The organism is Vibrio sp. QJM3NY_21, assembly GCF_057785975.1.
Genome location: NZ_CM173513.1, coordinates 2,448,016 through 2,464,856, shown reverse-complemented (window position 1 = coordinate 2,464,856; position 16,841 = coordinate 2,448,016). Strand labels below are relative to the sequence as shown.

At 43.3% G+C, this 16,841-nt stretch carries 16 protein-coding genes, 1 tRNA gene and 1 riboswitch; of the genes, 13 read left to right on the top strand and 4 right to left on the bottom strand.

What is annotated here, in order from left to right:
* Nucleotides 1-3: 3 nt before the first annotated feature.
* The 3 genes from rsxB to AC3CID_RS10800 form a co-directional block, all read right to left on the bottom strand.
* On the bottom strand, nt 4-597 hold the full coding sequence (gene rsxB / locus AC3CID_RS10810) for an electron transport complex subunit RsxB (protein ID WP_004734040.1): 594 nt from the start codon (nt 595-597) through the stop codon (nt 4-6).
* A gap of 2 nt (nt 598-599) precedes the next feature.
* Nucleotides 600-1,178 carry an electron transport complex subunit RsxA gene (gene rsxA / locus AC3CID_RS10805; RefSeq protein ID WP_004734039.1) on the bottom strand — a complete coding sequence of 193 codons (579 nt, stop codon included), beginning with the start codon at nt 1,176-1,178 and terminating at the stop codon, nt 600-602.
* A gap of 366 nt (nt 1,179-1,544) precedes the next feature.
* Nucleotides 1,545-1,620 (bottom strand) — tRNA-Asn (locus AC3CID_RS10800).
* A gap of 509 nt (nt 1,621-2,129) precedes the next feature.
* Here AC3CID_RS10800 and uvrB point away from each other — a divergent pair.
* The 3 genes from uvrB to luxU all read left to right on the top strand — a co-directional run bounded on the left by uvrB (nt 2,130) and on the right by luxU (nt 6,220).
* Nucleotides 2,130-4,160 (top strand): excinuclease ABC subunit UvrB, encoded by a 2,031-nt coding sequence (gene uvrB / locus AC3CID_RS10795; RefSeq protein WP_488526539.1) that lies wholly within the window; start codon nt 2,130-2,132, stop codon nt 4,158-4,160.
* 302 nt (nt 4,161-4,462) lie between these two features.
* Nucleotides 4,463-5,851 carry a quorum-sensing sigma-54 dependent transcriptional regulator LuxO gene (gene luxO / locus AC3CID_RS10790; RefSeq protein WP_004734031.1) on the top strand — a complete coding sequence of 463 codons (1,389 nt, stop codon included), beginning with the start codon at nt 4,463-4,465 and terminating at the stop codon, nt 5,849-5,851.
* A 24-nt stretch (nt 5,852-5,875) separates the two neighbouring features.
* The gene (luxU, locus tag AC3CID_RS10785) at nt 5,876-6,220 is read left to right on the top strand and encodes a quorum-sensing phosphorelay protein LuxU (protein WP_017063462.1); all 345 of its coding nucleotides are present in this window, start codon (nt 5,876-5,878) and stop codon (nt 6,218-6,220) included.
* Nucleotides 6,221-6,320: 100 nt separating this feature from the next.
* On the opposite strand, the gene AC3CID_RS10780 is transcribed toward luxU, so the two are convergent.
* Nucleotides 6,321-7,208: a YvcK family protein gene (locus AC3CID_RS10780; RefSeq protein WP_054547238.1), complete on the bottom strand. Its 888-nt coding sequence runs from the start codon at nt 7,206-7,208 to the stop codon at nt 6,321-6,323.
* Nucleotides 7,209-7,402: 194 nt separating this feature from the next.
* A riboswitch (molybdenum cofactor riboswitch) is annotated at nt 7,403-7,555 on the top strand.
* On the opposite strand from AC3CID_RS10780, the gene moaA reads away from it, so the two are divergent.
* From moaA to oppF, 10 genes are all read left to right on the top strand, one after another.
* Nucleotides 7,544-8,533 (top strand): GTP 3',8-cyclase MoaA, encoded by a 990-nt coding sequence (gene moaA, locus AC3CID_RS10775; protein WP_026012219.1) that lies wholly within the window; start codon nt 7,544-7,546, stop codon nt 8,531-8,533. It overlaps the preceding riboswitch by 12 nt.
* Before the next feature lie 91 nt (nt 8,534-8,624).
* A complete protein-coding gene (gene moaB, locus AC3CID_RS10770; protein WP_010437177.1) occupies nt 8,625-9,137 on the top strand; it encodes a molybdenum cofactor biosynthesis protein B in 513 nt (170 codons plus the stop codon).
* A 12-nt stretch (nt 9,138-9,149) separates the two neighbouring features.
* On the top strand, nt 9,150-9,629 hold the full coding sequence (gene moaC, locus AC3CID_RS10765; protein ID WP_004734026.1) for a cyclic pyranopterin monophosphate synthase MoaC: 480 nt from the start codon (nt 9,150-9,152) through the stop codon (nt 9,627-9,629).
* Nucleotides 9,626-9,871 (top strand): molybdopterin synthase sulfur carrier subunit, encoded by a 246-nt coding sequence (gene moaD, locus AC3CID_RS10760; protein WP_017107315.1) that lies wholly within the window; start codon nt 9,626-9,628, stop codon nt 9,869-9,871. The genes moaC and moaD overlap by 4 nt, the downstream gene beginning before the upstream one ends.
* Nucleotides 9,872-9,873: 2 nt before the next feature.
* Entirely contained in the window at nt 9,874-10,347 is a 474-nt protein-coding gene (gene moaE, locus AC3CID_RS10755; RefSeq protein ID WP_488526538.1) for a molybdopterin synthase catalytic subunit MoaE, read from the top strand.
* A gap of 663 nt (nt 10,348-11,010) precedes the next feature.
* Nucleotides 11,011-12,642, top strand: a complete 1,632-nt coding sequence (locus AC3CID_RS10750) for an ABC transporter substrate-binding protein (protein ID WP_065204943.1) — start codon at nt 11,011-11,013, stop codon at nt 12,640-12,642.
* A gap of 114 nt (nt 12,643-12,756) precedes the next feature.
* A complete protein-coding gene (gene oppB / locus AC3CID_RS10745) occupies nt 12,757-13,677 on the top strand; it encodes an oligopeptide ABC transporter permease OppB (RefSeq protein ID WP_004734022.1) in 921 nt (306 codons plus the stop codon).
* Nucleotides 13,678-13,692: 15 nt separating this feature from the next.
* Complete coding sequence (gene oppC, locus AC3CID_RS10740; protein ID WP_054547243.1) at nt 13,693-14,595, top strand: oligopeptide ABC transporter permease OppC; 903 nt, start codon at nt 13,693-13,695, stop codon at nt 14,593-14,595.
* A gap of 42 nt (nt 14,596-14,637) precedes the next feature.
* Entirely contained in the window at nt 14,638-15,609 is a 972-nt protein-coding gene (oppD, locus tag AC3CID_RS10735; RefSeq protein WP_017107310.1) for an ABC transporter ATP-binding protein, read from the top strand.
* The gene (gene oppF / locus AC3CID_RS10730) at nt 15,606-16,592 is read left to right on the top strand and encodes a murein tripeptide/oligopeptide ABC transporter ATP binding protein OppF (protein WP_488526537.1); all 987 of its coding nucleotides are present in this window, start codon (nt 15,606-15,608) and stop codon (nt 16,590-16,592) included. The genes oppD and oppF overlap by 4 nt, the downstream gene beginning before the upstream one ends.
* The last annotated feature ends 249 nt before the right edge of the window (nt 16,593-16,841 follow it).

The window sequence follows — 16,841 nt, the reverse complement described above, 5'->3', positions numbered from 1 at the left end:
ACCCTATGCCTTAGGCTCTGACGCGGTCGCATCAGTCGCTTGGTTAGTGATATCAGTAACAGGAATGATGTTCATCTGCCATTTCCAATTTTCAGTCGTTGTTGCCACTGGAATCATTTCGATACAGTCAGTAGGGCACGGTGCGACACATAGATCACAACCTGTACATTCATCTTTGATTACTGTGTGAAGTGCCTTGGTGCCACCAACAATGGCGTCGACAGGGCAGGCTTGAATGCATTTGGTACAGCCAATACACATATCTTCATGAATGAAGGCAACGGTTTTTACTTTGTTGTCTAAGTCATGAGCGGAGTCTTCAACTTCTACGCCCATTAAATCTGCAAGCTTCTCAATCGTAGCTTGGCCGCCGGGAGGACATTTGTTGATCTTATCTCCGTTAGCGATCGCCTCTGCGTATGGGCGACAACCAGGGTAACCACACTGGCCACATTGAGTTTGCGGTAAAATAGTATCGATTTGATCAACGATCGGATCGGCTTCTACTTTAAAGCGAATAGAAGCAAAGCCTAAGATAGCGCCAAAAACAGCGGCTAAAACGGCGAGTGCAATGATTGCAATTAAGATGGTACTCATTCTTACTTCACCAACCCAGTAAAGCCCATAAATGCCAGAGACATTAGGCCTGCTGTGATCATCGCAATCGATGCGCCTTTGAATGGCATAGGAACATCAGCAACCGCAATACGCTCACGCATCGCAGCAAATAGGATCAATACAAGCGAGAAACCAACCGCAGCGCCGAAACCATAGATGATCGACTGAATGAAGTTGTGGTTTTCATTGATGTTCAAAAGTGCCACACCTAACACCGCGCAGTTGGTGGTGATAAGAGGCAGGAAGATACCCAACAGGCGATATAGAGTTGGGCTGGTTTTGTGAACGACCATTTCCGTAAATTGAACAACCACCGCGATAACCAAGATGAAGCTCATGGTACGCAGGTATTCAATACCCAGAGGGGTAAGGATGTAGGTTTCTACTAGGTATGCAGATACCGACGCTAACGTCAGAACGAAAGTCGTCGCGAGGCCCATGCCAATCGCAGTCTCCAGTTTCTTGGAGACTCCCATGAAAGGACATAGCCCTAAAAACTTCACTAGTACAAAGTTATTGACCAGCACTGTGCCAACCAACAACAAAAGGTATTCGGTCATAATGGATTAATTCTTGAGATTCCGATCCCGATATTATCCTGCTTTGCTTACCTAATAACAACCAAGGATCACTAGGGATTTAGACACTTGGTGAAAAAAACATCAGGTAATCGATTGATTATTAAAGTTACCGTAAGTATAGACGGCCAATTTTTACTTCGTGAGACAGTTTATAGGAGTAGTCAAACTGGATCTTTCATAAGATCATTCTTGAATTGAACTCGATTTACTTCCTACGAATAGGGTCATATTTGTGGCTTTTTGTGCTCAGAACTATCAAAAAGAGAAGGAAAGCAGCGAGTCGAATACGTTCCCAAACCGCTAAAACGCAAAAAGCCGCATCGAGTGATGCGGCTTCTTTAAATTTGGCTCCCCTTGCAAGACTTGAACTTGCGACATACGGATTAACAGTCCGCCGTTCTACCAACTGAACTAAAGGGGAATTGCTTGTTAGCGACGCGGATTTTAATAATAGTCCGAATTTCTGTCAATAAAAAATAGCAGAAAAAAATAATATAAAAAACTTTACTTTCTTGGACGCCTTACCGGATTTAGCTTTTCTTTAGTTATCCACCAAAATTGTGGATAAGTGTGTGTGTGAAACTTTAACAACAATAATTGGGATAAATCTGAGAATATAAAAATCTGAGGTAAGGTAATGTATTTAAAAGATTTGTATCAAAATACCACGATTGTATAACTTTTGACGATTATAAAACATACAGTAAAACAAGTGCTATTTTTAGATTTTTTGGGGAAAAGTAGTGGATGAAAAATTAAGTGATTTAGCTGAAGAGATCTTGCAAGGGCACGGATAATACCAATTTCTAAAAGTAAAAGCTATCATTGATATCTAATCTTAAGAAGCATTTCTCTAGATAATAGTTGCAACGACATAGCTCCTAGAGTGACAATGACCTGATTATAAAAACAGTATGGAAATGGCGACCTATGAGTAAACTCTTTGACTTGGTATCGGACTATAGCCCATCCGGAGATCAGCCGACTGCGATAACCAAATTATTAGATGGATTAGATTCCGGTTTGGCACATCAAACTCTATTAGGGGTTACGGGCTCTGGTAAAACCTTTACGTTAGCCAACGTCATTTCTCAATCTCAAAGACCTGCAATCTTGTTAGCGCCTAACAAAACGTTGGCAGCTCAACTTTATGGCGAGATGAAATCTTTCTTTCCGAATAACTCCGTTGAGTACTTTGTTTCTTACTACGATTATTACCAACCGGAAGCCTACGTTCCAACCACGGATACCTTTATCGAGAAAGATGCGTCGATAAATGCTCATATTGAGCAAATGAGACTTTCAGCTACCAAAGCTTTGTTAGAAAGAAAAGATGCCATTATTGTTGCGTCTGTATCGGCTATCTACGGTCTTGGTGATCCTAAGTCTTATTTGAAGATGATGCTTCATTTGAGTCGTGGTGAGGTGATGGATCAGCGAGACATCCTACGCCGTTTGGCTGAACTGCAATATTCGAGAAACGATGTCGCGTTTGAGCGTGGGCAGTTCCGTGTTCGTGGTGAGGTTATTGATATCTTTCCCGCTGAATCAGACCAGGATGCGGTTCGAATTGAAATGTTCGATGATGAAGTGGATTGCATTAGCATCTTTGACCCACTTACCGGCGCGATTAAGCAAAGAGACTTACCTCGATTTACTGTTTATCCAAAAACTCACTATGTCACTCCAAGAGAGAAAATCATTGAAGCGATTGAGAAAATTAAGGATGAACTACGGGATAGAGCTCAATACCTAAAAGACAACAACAAACTGTTAGAAGAACAGCGTATCTCTCAGAGAACTCAGTTTGATATCGAGATGATGACTGAGCTTGGTTTCTGTTCGGGTATTGAAAACTATTCACGATATTTGAGTGGCCGTGCGGAAGGAGAGGCGCCTCCTACGTTATTTGATTACTTACCTAATGATGGTCTTCTGATCATCGATGAATCGCACGTTACTGTGCCGCAAATCGGCGCTATGTATAAAGGTGACCGTTCTCGTAAGGAAACCTTAGTGGAGTTTGGCTTTAGGCTACCTTCTGCGTTGGATAACCGACCGATGAAGTTTGAAGAGTTTGAGTCTATCTCTCCACAAACCATTTTTGTGTCGGCCACGCCGGGTAATTATGAGATTGATAAATCAGATGGTGAGATTGCTGATCAAGTGGTGCGTCCTACTGGTCTGTTAGACCCAATCATCGAAGTAAGACCTGTCGCGACTCAGGTGGATGACTTGTTATCTGAAATCAGAATCCGTTCAGTGAAAGAAGAGCGCGTATTGGTCACTACGTTGACTAAACGAATGGCAGAAGACTTAACCGAATACCTTAGTGAGCATGGTGTTAAGGTTCGTTACTTGCACTCAGATATCGATACGGTTGAGCGTGTAGAGATCATTCGAGATCTTCGACTGGGCGAGTTTGACGTGTTAGTGGGTATTAACTTACTTCGAGAAGGTTTGGATATGCCTGAAGTATCGCTGGTGGCGATTCTTGATGCTGATAAAGAGGGTTTCTTACGTTCTGAACGTTCTCTGATTCAAACCATTGGTCGCGCAGCTCGTAACTTGGAAGGTAGAGCAATTTTGTATGGTGATTCAATCACCAAGTCGATGAGAAAAGCGATTGATGAAACCGATCGTCGTCGTGAGAAACAGCAAGCCTATAACGAAGAGCAAGGTATCACGCCACAAGCGCTTAAACGTAATATCAAAGATATTATGGAGTTGGGTGATCTAACCAAGTCGAAGCAGCAGCGCCAATCGAAGCAAGTTCCTCTATCTAAGGTTGCAGAGCCTTCTGAAAGTTATGCTGTACTTACACCGCAACAGCTTGATAAAGAGATCAGCAAGCTTGAAGCTGCGATGTATCAGCATGCTCAGAACCTAGAATTTGAATTGGCAGCACAGAAGCGTGATGAAATTGAGCAGCTAAGAAAGCAGTTTATTACCAACAGCTAATCTCACTTTGCATTCGAAGAATTGTTCCTCTCAATACAAGAATTGAGAGTGTTTCAGGCAAAAAAACAGCCAGTAGTAAATGTTCTACTGGCTTACGTTTGTGAACACTCGGTCCACTAACAACGTCAGTTGGCTAGGTGACCCGAAGGTCATTTATATCGTTGCATCGTTCGTGCCAGATAGATAAAACATTGATTGTTTGAAGTAAGTAAAAAAACACACTACAAATATTGTGGCTAATTTGCATAATGCAAAGCGGAATGCGACTATAATAAGAAATGCAAATTATAAATGGCTAGGATATGCAATCAAAAACGCTAGATAACAAATCGAAGTATTTGTTGATGGTAGAGGATACCGCTTCGGTAGCAGCTTTATATCGCTCGTATCTTACACCGCTCGAAATTGATATCAACATTGTCGGCACTGGCCGCGATGCAATCGAGAGTTTGAATCATCGAATCCCAGACCTTATTTTATTAGATCTACGTCTGCCTGACATGACCGGTATGGACGTGCTATTTGCTGTAAAACAAAAATACCCTGAAGTTCCGGTTATCTTCATGACGGCTCACGGCTCTATCGATACCGCCGTAGAAGCTATGCGTCATGGTTCTCAAGATTTCCTTATCAAACCTTGTGAAGCCGACCGACTCCGTATTACGGTGAACAACGCGATCCGCAAAGCCACCAAACTTAAAAACAGCTCGGAACACCCGGGAAACCAAAACTATCAGGGTTTCATTGGTAGCAGCCAAACCATGCAGCAGGTTTACCGAACTATCGACTCTGCAGCATCGAGTAAAGCCAGTATTTTCATCACGGGTGAGAGTGGTACGGGTAAAGAGGTATGTGCAGAAGCTATTCATGCGGCGAGCAAGCGTGGTGACAAGCCTTTCATCGCGATTAACTGTGCGGCTATCCCTAAAGATCTGATTGAAAGTGAGCTGTTTGGTCACGTTAAAGGCGCCTTTACCGGTGCTGCAACTGATCGTCAAGGTGCTGCTGAACTCGCTGATGGCGGAACACTATTCCTTGATGAATTGTGCGAAATGGACTTAGAGCTGCAAACTAAGCTGCTGCGCTTTATCCAAACCGGTACTTTTCAAAAAGTTGGTTCTTCGAAGATGAAGAGTGTCGATGTTCGTTTCGTATGTGCAACCAACCGTGACCCTTGGAAAGAAGTACAAGAAGGTCGCTTTAGAGAAGATTTATACTATCGTTTATACGTGATTCCATTGCACCTGCCGCCATTGCGTGAGCGCGGTGAAGATGTCATCGAGATTGCGTACTCGTTACTAGGCTACATGTCGGTTGAGGAAGGTAAGGCGTTTGTGCGTTTTGCTCAGGAAGTGCTTGATCGCTTTAATCAATATGAGTGGCCGGGTAACGTTCGTCAGTTACAAAACGTATTACGGAACGTGGTGGTATTGAATAACGGCAAAGAGATTACTCTCAACATGCTTCCACCACCATTGAACCAACCGATTGAAAACAGCCTGCGCTTGAAAGAGAAGCAGAACGAAGACATCACGGTAAAAGATATTTTCCCATTGTGGATCACTGAGAAGACGGCTATCGAACAGGCCATAAAAGCGTGTGACGGCAACATTCCCCGCGCGGCCGGTTTCTTAGATGTCAGTCCATCTACGATATACCGTAAGTTGCAAACGTGGAATGCGAAGCAGTAATCACCAAACAATAAGAAAATCATAATGACGAAAGTATTAAATCAGCAAAAAGTTGATGAACTTGCCGGTGAAATCGGGCAAGAGAATGTACCAGTGTTGCTGGAAATCTTCTTAGGTGAGTTGAAAGGCTACTACGAACATCTAGAGATAAATAAAGCATCGGATACATCTAAGTACTTGGCTGATATAAGCCATGCACTTAAGAGTAGCGCTGCGAGTTTTGGCGCAGATTCTTTGTGTAGTTTTGCGATTAGCTTAGACGCAAAAGTGAAGCAAGCATTGCCTGTAACCGAGATTGATTTCCAAGATATGCAAGAGCTTCTGTTATCAACGTACACTGAATATCAGCAGTTGATGACGGATCTCTAAAGCGGCTAGTTATTAAAGAGACTAAAAAAGGAGCATGATGCTCCTTTTTTGTTTTGTTTTGTATTGTTTGGAGGCTGGAAATTAGATTCAGGCAGCCAAATTAAACCAACTGATCTCTAATCGCTTGTTGGAGTTTTAAACGGTCGTGTCGCCAATCTCGATTTGGAGATGCAAGATCAGTGGTCACACAATTCCATTGCCCTTCTAATTCAGGGTGTGGTTCATTGCCTAGTACAATGTCTATCTTTCTTGCCTTACAGGTACGTTCACACCACTCCAATTGTTCTTGAAGCGTCATTTTTCCTGCAGGGCCGTGTTCTGGCGAAAGGTTTTCAACAAAGATAACTTTTGCCTTGGTATTTTCCGCGATTGCTTTGCCAATTTCTGGCAGTAGCAGCGGGGGCATCACACTGGTTAAAAAGCTTCCTGGTCCAAGGACAATGCAGTCTGCTTGCTCAACGGCAGCAACAGCTTCTTTGGTTGCCGGTACTTCTGGAGATAAGTCCATCATGCGCAGCTTTTCTGTCATGTCGTCAACGTTAGTTTCGCCAGTTACCCAACGACCGTCCATTGATAGAGCCGTTAGATCAGAAGGGTGCTCGGTCATTGGGACGATATTGACATCGACCTTGAGCATATTTCGAATTAGGTTAATTGCTTCCAACGGGCGAACGGAAAGGTTGTCTAACGCCGTTAGCATTAGGTTACCTAAGTTGTGACCATCGAGTTCACCTTGACCGCGAAAGCGATATTCAAACATCATCGAACTGATCGAAGGTTCTGTGATTAATTGGTTGATACAGTTACGAGTATCTCCCCAAGCAATACCCCCTTGGCAGTCTCGAATTCTTCCGGTGGAACCACCATTATCTGTCGTTGCAACAATGCCAGTTGCGTTGTTACCAAAGTCTTTTAATGCAGCTAGCATGCGACCTAAGCCATGGCCCCCACCGATTGCTACGACTTTCTTTGAAGAGTAAATATTCATTTTTTGTTCTTGTTAGATTATTACCAACTATAATTTATGTTAAATGCTTCTCGTCAGATACTCAACAAGAGTTATTTTGAGGGTTTGATACGTTTTTTTTGCCGATGTGACCCGTTTTTTGTCATCAGAGCTAGATTCACGTACAAATATTAAGTATTTTATTACTCAGCTACTGCGCGTGTGAATATAACGTGCAGTTGCCATAACTCCGAGCTCTCGCATGCTAAGTCGCACAGTGGTATTTGCTGTACCGATACGCATCAAGAGCCAGTGACATGTTGTCACAAGGGCTTAATTGGAAATGATTATGCCTCCCGTGTTTGGAAAGGTGTTCCGTGGCGCAACAATTCGAAGATAGATTCCATCGCAAGTTTTATTACTTGCGCTTGTCGGTTACAGACGTCTGTAACTTTAAATGTACTTACTGCTTGCCAGATGGTTATAAACCGTCAGGGCAAAAAAACTCGTCTTTTTTAAGTGTTCCCGAGATCAAACGTATTGTTAAAGCGTTTGCAGATTGTGGTACCTCTAAGATCCGCATTACTGGCGGAGAGCCGAGCCTGCGTAAAGACTTTCCTGAAATCATACATACTGTTGCTTCTACTCCAGGCATCGAAAAAGTAGCCACGACAACGAATGGCTACCGCATGGAGAAACAAGTAGGGCAATGGCGTGATGCTGGTTTAACCCATATAAACGTGAGCGTGGATAGCTTAGATTCGCGCATGTTCCATCAGATCACTGGTGAAAATAAGTTTACAGAGGTTATGCGAGGCATTGATAAAGCGTTTGAGGTTGGCTTTGAACAAGTCAAAGTCAACGTCGTATTAATGAAAGACCTCAATAGTCAGGAATTACCAGCCTTCCTTAATTGGATCAAAGACAAACCTATTCAATTACGTTTTATCGAGCTGATGAAAACCGGCGAGATGGACGAGTTGTTCGATAAACACCATGTGTCTGGCGTTGCGATCCGTAACCAGCTTATTGCTAATGGTTGGCTGTTAAAAGTCAAAGCCGTTAATGATGGCCCCGCGCAAGTGTTTGTCCACCCAGACTACAAGGGTGAAATCGGTTTGATCATGCCTTACGAGAAAGACTTTTGTGAGAGTTGTAACCGACTGCGTGTTTCTGCGACCGGTAAACTTCACTTATGTCTGTTTGGCGACCATGGTGTTGAACTGAGAGATCTGATTCAAGAAGATCAACAAGAGCAAGAGCTCATTGATCGAATTCAGGCTCAGCTTCAAACCAAGTCCGTTAGCCATTTCTTACACGATGGCAACAGCGGCATGACTCCAAACTTGGCGTCAATCGGCGGTTAACTCGCTATATACTCTAAAGCATTTTATCGCTCAGCTTCTTTAAGCTGGGCGAATAAGTCTAATCATTGAAAAATTTTAAATAGGTGAACAAATGGGTCACGCAGAAAGCAAATTTCAAGCAGCAAACATTGCAGTACTAACCGTTTCAGATACTCGTACAGAAGAAAACGATACGTCAGGTGGTTACCTAGCGGAGCATGCTAAAGAAGCTGGCCACAATGTGGTTGATAAGCAAATCGTTATCGATGACATGTATAAGATCCGCGCTATCGTATCTCAGTGGATTGCTGATGACAGCGTACAAGCTATCATGATCACTGGCGGTACAGGCTTTACATCTCGTGACAGTACACCTGAAGCACTTAAGCCACTCTTCGACAAAGAAGTAGAAGGCTTTGGCGAGCTATTCCGTCAAGTGTCTTACGAAGAAATTGGTACTTCTACGATTCAATCTCGTGCGATTGCTGGTTTTGCTAACCATACGGTTATCTTTGCTATGCCTGGTTCTACAGGTGCATGCCGCACAGGTTGGACTAAGATCATCAAGCAACAGATGGATGCTAGCCACCGTCCTTGTAACTTCATGCCACATCTTTCTGTATAAGGTGGTTTGAGTATGAGCCAATTTACACACATTAACGCGTCTGGCGAAGCAAACATGGTCGATGTATCGGCTAAAGCAGAGACAGTACGTGAAGCGAGAGCAGAAGCTTTTGTTCAAATGTCAGCCGAGACGCTAGAACTGATTGTTTCTGGCAGCCACCATAAAGGTGATGTTTTCGCAACGGCACGTATTGCTGGTATTCAAGCAGCTAAGAAGACGTGGGACTTGATTCCACTGTGTCACCCTTTGCTACTGACTAAAGTAGAAGTACAACTTGAAGCCATTGAGTCTGAAAACAAGGTTCGAATCGAATCGGTATGTAAGCTTGCTGGTAAGACCGGCGTAGAAATGGAAGCGCTAACGGCCGCTTCTGTTGCCGCGCTAACTATTTACGATATGTGTAAAGCTGTTCAGAAAGACATTGTTATCGAGAACGTACGCCTGTTAGAGAAGACGGGTGGTAAATCAGGTCACTTCAAGGTGGAATCATGATTACGGTACTTTTCTTTGCACAAACTCGTGAACTTGTCGGTGTTGATAGCCTAGAGATCGATGCGCAATACAATACTATTGAAGCGATTCGCAGCCACCTTGTAACAAAAGAAGGCAAATGGGATATCGCATTGGAAGAGGGCAAGCTGCTGGCAGCACTCAACCAATCAATCGTACCTTTGACGACTGAAGTGAAAGACGGCGACGAAGTGGCTTTCTTCCCACCAGTTACTGGAGGTTAACCATGAATGACTCTCGAGTTATTGATCCAAGAGTATTAGTGACTGCTGAAGACTTTTCTGTGGGTGGCGAATACGATTATCTATCTCAAGGTACGGCTGCGGGAGCGGTTGTGACGTTTGTTGGTAAAGTTCGCGACATGAACCTTGGTGATAATGTGATAGGTTTGTCTCTAGAGCATTATCCGGGTATGACAGAGAAGTCTCTGAGTGAGATCTGTGATCAAGCTGAAGCGCGCTGGCCTATCCAGAAGATGCGAGTGATTCACCGCGTTGGTGACCTAGATATCGGTGACCAGATTGTTTACGTTGGTGTATCCAGTGCACATCGTGGCGCAGCCTTCGAAGCGTGTGAGTTTGTTATGGACTTTCTGAAAACCAAAGCGCCGTTTTGGAAAAAAGAACGTACTACTGAGGCGACTCGTTGGGTTGACTCTCGAGACTCCGACGCGAAAGCAGCGGAGCGTTGGAAGAAGTAATCCACTCCATAGCGTGTTTCGATCTTAACGTGAAAGCGTATTTCAGATTGGGACGTAGATAGTAAGAAAGCCGACGTTTGACGTCGGTTTTTTTGTGCGTGCTACAAAGTGATTTATAAATAAAAGGTTCTTTAATAAATGGTTAATCAGTCAAGTTGCATATGAATTCAACGCGTGATTTAGTCTGTCTTGGTGCATTTCCAAATCTGTTTTGGTGCAGTGCTTTATGCTGTTTTGTATAAAGTGATAATCCTCACAAATAGTGCAGTCTATTTAGGGGATATGTGATGTGCAATTAGATTTCATGTGGCATTAATGTTAATTTGCCGACAGTGTTCTAGCATAAGATGCTAAATAAAAGTATCAATTCAGATACATCAACACTAAAGGCTGTTTTTTAATTAATTCCTATGTGTAATTAACTATTCATTAGGTTTTTATTAGAGATTTACACTGTAACCTTGAGTAATTCGGAGAATTATCCGATTTTTTGCGACTTGTTTATGGCAAATTACTTCAATGGTTGATAGTGTGTGCCTCAATCTTTGTAAGGTTTTAGATTTTTATGCTTAAATTTTGAGCTAAATAAATCTAAATCACTGCCGTTCAGTGAACTTAGCAAAGAAGTCATGGATGCAATACGTAAAACTTGGAGTTTATTAAATGTACAAGAATAAAATCACTCAGGCCCTTCTTCTAGGTGCTGGTTTGGCAGTGGCTGCCACTTCTACTCTTTCTATCGCTGCTGAAGTTCCAGCAGGCACAGAACTAGCAAAAGTTCAGGAACTTGTTCGCGGTAACGGTACTGAAGTTGCGACTATCGACCCACACAAATCTCAAGGTGTACCAGAATCTCACGTAATTCGTGATCTTCTAGAAGGTCTAGTGAACCAAGATGGCGAAGGTAATACAATCCCAGGTGTAGCCGAAAGCTGGGAAACGACGGACAACAAAACATTCACTTTCCACCTACGTAAAGATGCAAAATGGTCTAACGGCGATCCTGTAACAGCTGAAGATTTCGTTTACAGCTGGCAACGTGCAGTCGATCCTGCCACTGCTTCTCCATATGCTTGGTACATGGAATATACCAAGATGGTGAATGCGAAAGACATAGTAGCGGGTAAGAAAGACAAGAGTGAGCTAGGTGTTAAAGCTGTAGATGCAAACACGCTTGTTGTTGAACTAGATACAGCGGTACCATATTTCGTAATGATGATGGGCCACACAACAATGAAGCCAGTACATCAGGCGACTGTTGAAAAATTCGGTGACCAATGGACTAAGCCTGACCACTTCGTTGGTAACGGTGCATTCTCTGTTGATAAATGGGTTGTGAACGAGCGTTTAGTTCTAAAGCGTAACGACCAATACTGGAATAACGATAAGACGGTTCTTAATAAAGTAACGTTCCTACCAATCGAAAACCAAGTTGCGGAAATGAACCGTTTCCTATCTGGTGAAATCGACTTTACAAATGAACTTCCAACTGAGCACTTCAAGCGCCTTAAGAAAGAGTATGCGGAAGATGTATCTGTAGCGGGTAACCTATGTACTTACTACTACATCTTTAACACTAAGAAAGCACCATTTGATGATGTTCGTGTACGTAAGGCTATCTCTTACGCAATTGACCGTAATATCGTAAGTGACGCAATCCTAGCACAAGGTCAAAAACCAGCTTACTTCCTAACGCCTGAAATCACAGCTGGCTTTAACCCTGAACTTCCTGCTTACGGCAAGATGTCTCAAAAAGAACGTAATGAAGAAGCTGCTCGTCTTCTTGAAGAAGCGGGTTACGGTAAAGACAATCCACTTAACTTCAACCTACTTTACAACACTTCTGAAAACCATAAGAAGATTGCTGTAGCGCTGGGTTCTATGTGGAAGAAAACTCTAGGTCTTAAAGTAACGCTTGAAAACCAAGAGTGGAAAACTTACCTATCTTCTAAAGATTCAGGTGATTTCGAAGTAGCACGTGCTGGTTGGTGTGGTGACTACAACGAAGCGTCGTCATTCCTAACGCTAATGAAGAGTAACAACACTACCGGTGGTGTTCACTACGATAGTGCTGAGTACGACCAAATCATTGATAAAGCACTTAACTCTACATCAGCAGAAGAGCGTGAAGCACTTTACCTAGAAGCTGAGGCGTTAATGGCTAAAGACATGCCTATCGCACCTATCTACCAATACGTGAAATCACGTCTACTAAATCCGCACGTTGGTGGTTTCCCTATCAACAACGCGGAAGATAAGATCTTCTCGAAAGACTTATACATCAAAGCTCAATAATAAGCTTCGATTCTAAAAAGTTAATATAACTATAACGATACAGACACTACATGCGCAGAGCGCGCATGTAGCGTCTTTCTAATTTTAATTGTCACAGACTGAAAGAGTGAGTTTATGCTTAAATTCATTATGAAAAGGATATTTGAAGCGATTCCAACCATGTTGGTGTTGATCACTATATCTTTCTTTCTCATGCGTTTCGCTCCGGGTAACCCGTTTTCAAGCGAACGTCCATTACCGCCAGAAGTTATGGCTAACATCGAAGCTAAATACGGCTTAGATAAACCTGTATTTGAACAGTACACCACGTACTTGACCAACATCCTTCAGGGTGACTTTGGTCCATCTTTTAAATACCAAGATTACACAGTAAATGAGCTGATCGCGGTTGCGCTTCCAGTATCTGCGAAGGTAGGTTTTGTTGCCTTTATCTTCACATTATTGATGGGGGTAACGGTCGGAACCATTGCCGCCTTGAAGCACAACACCTGGATCGACTACACCATAATGTCGACCGCCATGCTCGGGGTGGTGATGCCATCCTTCGTGTTGGCTCCAGCGCTTATCTACCTATTCTCTCTACACTGGCATATATTTCCAGCAGGTGGTTGGCACGGTGGTACGTACATGTACATCGTCCTACCCGTTATCGCGATGTCTCTTTTATACGTAGCAACCTTTGCTCGTATCACTCGCGGTAGCATGATTGAAACCCTAAACAGTAACTTTATCCGTACAGCTCGAGCTAAAGGTCTAAGTTACCGTTATATCGTTCTTAAACATGCGCTTAAGCCAGCAATGCTACCTGTTGTTTCATACATGGGGCCTGCGTTTGTAGGTATCATTACAGGTTCAGTTGTTGTTGAAACCATCTTCGGCCTACCGGGTATTGGTAAGCTGTTTGTTAATGCCGCGTTTAACCGTGATTATTCGTTAGTAATGGGTGTAACCATTTTGATTGGTTTCCTATTCATCTTGTTCAACGCAATCGTTGATATTTTACTAGCGCTTATTGACCCGAAAATTCGCTACTAGCAGGGACGCATGGTTATGTTGAAGAAAAAAGAAAACTTAGAAGCGATCGAAAAATTCTCTGAGAGTTTGGAAATTGAAGGTCGTAGCTTGTGGCAGGATGCGCGTATTCGTTTTATGCGCAACAAAGCCGCAATGATCAGTCTGTTCATTCTAATTGTTATGGTGCTATCGGTAATCTTCTTACCTATGTTGGCACAGCATGCTTACGATGATACTGACTGGTACGCAATGCACGTAGGCCCAAGTGCTGATCACTGGTTTGGTACCGACAGTTTAGGTCGTGACCTATATGTTCGTACGATGATTGGTGGCCGTATTTCTCTTATGGTTGGTGTGATGGGCGCATTCGTAGCCGTACTGATAGGTACGCTTTACGGTGCGGCTTCAGGTTTCATTGGCGGTCGTACTGACCGAGTGATGATGCGTATCCTTGAGATCTTATACGCGGTTCCTTTCATGTTCCTCGTGATCGTACTGGTGACATTCTTTGGTCGTAATATCGTACTTATCTTCGTTGCTATCGGTGCGATTGCTTGGCTCGATATGGCGCGTATTGTACGTGGGCAAACGTTGAGTTTACGTAGTAAAGAGTTCATTGAGGCTGCTCACGTATGTGGTGTCAGTAAATGGAAGATCATTACACGTCATATCGTACCGAACGTATTGGGTATTGTTGCGGTTTACTCAACGCTACTTATTCCAAGCATGATCCTTACTGAATCATTCTTATCTTTCCTTGGTCTTGGTGTTCAAGAGCCTATGACAAGTTGGGGCGCGCTGTTACAAGAAGGCTCGCAAACAATGGAAGTTGCTATTTGGCAACTGGCATTCCCAGCGGCATTCATGGTAGTTACGCTGTTCTGCTTTAACTACGTAGGTGATGGTCTGCGCGACGCGCTTGATCCAAAAGACAGATAAAGAAATAGCAATTAAAAGCTATAAAAGATTAAGGAAGCAATAATGAGCTTATTAGATGTCAAAGATCTGCGCGTCGAATTTACCACGCAAGATGGTACGGTAACCGCAGTAAACGACCTGAACTTCTCACTCAACCAAGGCGAAACGCTGGGTATTGTTGGTGAGTCGGGTTCGGGTAAATCTCAAACGGTATTTGCACTGATGGGACTGCTGGCTAAGAACGGTATCATCTCAGGTAGTGCAAAGTTTGAAGGTAATGAGATTCTCAATTTACCTGAGAAAGCACTGAACAAAGTTCGCGCTGAACAGATCGCGATGATCTTCCAAGATCCAATGACGTCACTGAATCCTTACATGAAAGTATGTGATCAGTTGATGGAAGTGCTTATGCTGCATAAAGGCATGGGCAAAGCGGAAGCGTTCGAAGAATCAGTACGTATGCTGGAAGCGGTGAAAATCCCTGAGGCACGTAAACGTATTACCATGTATCCACACGAATTTTCTGGCGGTATGCGTCAACGTGTGATGATTGCAATGGCTTTGCTATGTCGTCCAAAACTACTGATTGCTGATGAACCAACAACGGCGTTGGATGTAACCATTCAAGCGCAAATCATGGAATTGCTGAACGAGCTTAAAGATGAGTTCAATACAGCAATCATCATGATCACCCATGACTTGGGTGTAGTTGCCGGTTCTTGTGACAAAGTTCTAGTGATGTACGCTGGCCGTACCATGGAATACGGTACAGTAGATGAAATCTTCTATGAGCCCAGCCACCCTTATGCGGAAGGCCTGCTTAAAGCAATTCCTCGTTTGGATACCGAAGGTGAAATTTTACCGACGATTCCAGGTAACCCGCCCAACTTACTTCGCCTACCAACCGGTTGTCCTTATCAAGACCGTTGTCACCGTGTAATGGACCGTTGTAAGCAAGAAGCACCGATTTTGCAGCCATTTGCGAAAGATCGCCAGCGTGCTTGTTTTTCTGATTGGGAGACTTGGACAAAATGAGTAAAGAATTACTATTAGATATTAAAAACCTTAAGGTTCACTTTAGCATTGCGGCTAAGTCTGCTTGGCCTTGGGCGAAACCATCAAATCTTAAAGCGGTTGATGGTGTGGATGTTCACCTTTATGAAGGTGAGACTCTGGGTGTAGTAGGTGAGTCTGGCTGTGGTAAATCAACATTTGCGCGCGCAATTATTGGTTTAGTTGAGGCAACTGAAGGCGAGGTTATGTGGTTAGGTCAAGACCTGACTAAGATGCAGGAAGTGAAGCGTCGTGAGACTCGTAAAGAGATTCAGATGATCTTCCAAGACCCGCTAGCATCGCTTAACCCGCGTATGTCAGTTGGAGACATCATTGCTGAGCCTCTACAAACTTTCTATCCAGAGCTTTCTAAACAGGAAGTGAAGGACAGAGTTAAAGAGATGATGACAAAGGTTGGTCTACTACCCAACGTAATCAACCGTTACCCACATGAATTTTCTGGTGGCCAGTGTCAACGTATCGGTATCGCACGTGCACTTATCTTGAAGCCTAAGATGATCATCTGTGATGAGCCGGTTTCTGCTCTGGATGTATCTATCCAAGCTCAAGTAGTAAACCTTCTTATGGAACTACAGAAAGAGTTAGGTTTGTCTTTGGTATTCATCGCGCACGATTTGTCGGTTGTGAAACACATTTCTGACCGTGTATTGGTGATGTACTTAGGTAATGCTGTTGAGCTAGGTGAATCAGATGCCTTGTTCTCAGATCCTAAACACCCATATACCAAAGCATTGATGTCTGCAGTTCCGATTCCAGACCCACGCTTAGAGCGCAGTAAAACCATTCAGATGCTGGAGGGTGATCTCCCATCACCAATTAATCCACCATCAGGTTGTGTGTTCCGTACTCGTTGCCCTGAAGCAACCGAGGCCTGCGCGCAAACCAAGCCAACTATTCAAGGCGATGACGTACACGCAGTATCTTGCTTGCACGTACAAGTCTAGAACCCGTTTGATACGGTTCAGCCTGTGACAGGCTTAAGCGCAACTTTTTTATGAGTTGCGCTTTTTTTGTGCCCCAAATTTCTCATGAATAACCTTCTTCAAATAATTCGAACAACTAAGCCAACTTCTTCTAGTTTTGAAAAAGTTTGCTTTTTTTATACTAATACCAATCGTAGTAAATAACTGCTCATCCTAGCTTGTTAAAACGCTTGATAACGGCGTTAGAATTTTTGATTGTAGAATAACTAC

What these genes read in the sequence shown, in the direction of transcription:
- rsxB (WP_004734040.1), bottom strand. Translation starts at nt 597, where the DNA reads ATGAGTACCATCTTAATTGCAATCATTGCACTCGCCGTTTTAGCCGCT.
- rsxA (WP_004734039.1), bottom strand. Translation starts at nt 1,178, where the DNA reads ATGACCGAATACCTTTTGTTGTTGGTTGGCACAGTGCTGGTCAATAAC.
- uvrB (WP_488526539.1), top strand. Translation starts at nt 2,130, where the DNA reads ATGAGTAAACTCTTTGACTTGGTATCGGACTATAGCCCATCCGGAGAT.
- luxO (WP_004734031.1), top strand. Translation starts at nt 4,463, where the DNA reads ATGCAATCAAAAACGCTAGATAACAAATCGAAGTATTTGTTGATGGTA.
- luxU (WP_017063462.1), top strand. Translation starts at nt 5,876, where the DNA reads ATGACGAAAGTATTAAATCAGCAAAAAGTTGATGAACTTGCCGGTGAA.
- AC3CID_RS10780 (WP_054547238.1), bottom strand. Translation starts at nt 7,208, where the DNA reads ATGAATATTTACTCTTCAAAGAAAGTCGTAGCAATCGGTGGGGGCCAT.
- moaB (WP_010437177.1), top strand. Translation starts at nt 8,625, where the DNA reads ATGGGTCACGCAGAAAGCAAATTTCAAGCAGCAAACATTGCAGTACTA.
- moaC (WP_004734026.1), top strand. Translation starts at nt 9,150, where the DNA reads ATGAGCCAATTTACACACATTAACGCGTCTGGCGAAGCAAACATGGTC.
- moaD (WP_017107315.1), top strand. Translation starts at nt 9,626, where the DNA reads ATGATTACGGTACTTTTCTTTGCACAAACTCGTGAACTTGTCGGTGTT.
- moaE (WP_488526538.1), top strand. Translation starts at nt 9,874, where the DNA reads ATGAATGACTCTCGAGTTATTGATCCAAGAGTATTAGTGACTGCTGAA.
- AC3CID_RS10750 (WP_065204943.1), top strand. Translation starts at nt 11,011, where the DNA reads ATGTACAAGAATAAAATCACTCAGGCCCTTCTTCTAGGTGCTGGTTTG.
- oppB (WP_004734022.1), top strand. Translation starts at nt 12,757, where the DNA reads ATGCTTAAATTCATTATGAAAAGGATATTTGAAGCGATTCCAACCATG.
- oppC (WP_054547243.1), top strand. Translation starts at nt 13,693, where the DNA reads ATGTTGAAGAAAAAAGAAAACTTAGAAGCGATCGAAAAATTCTCTGAG.
- oppD (WP_017107310.1), top strand. Translation starts at nt 14,638, where the DNA reads ATGAGCTTATTAGATGTCAAAGATCTGCGCGTCGAATTTACCACGCAA.
- oppF (WP_488526537.1), top strand. Translation starts at nt 15,606, where the DNA reads ATGAGTAAAGAATTACTATTAGATATTAAAAACCTTAAGGTTCACTTT.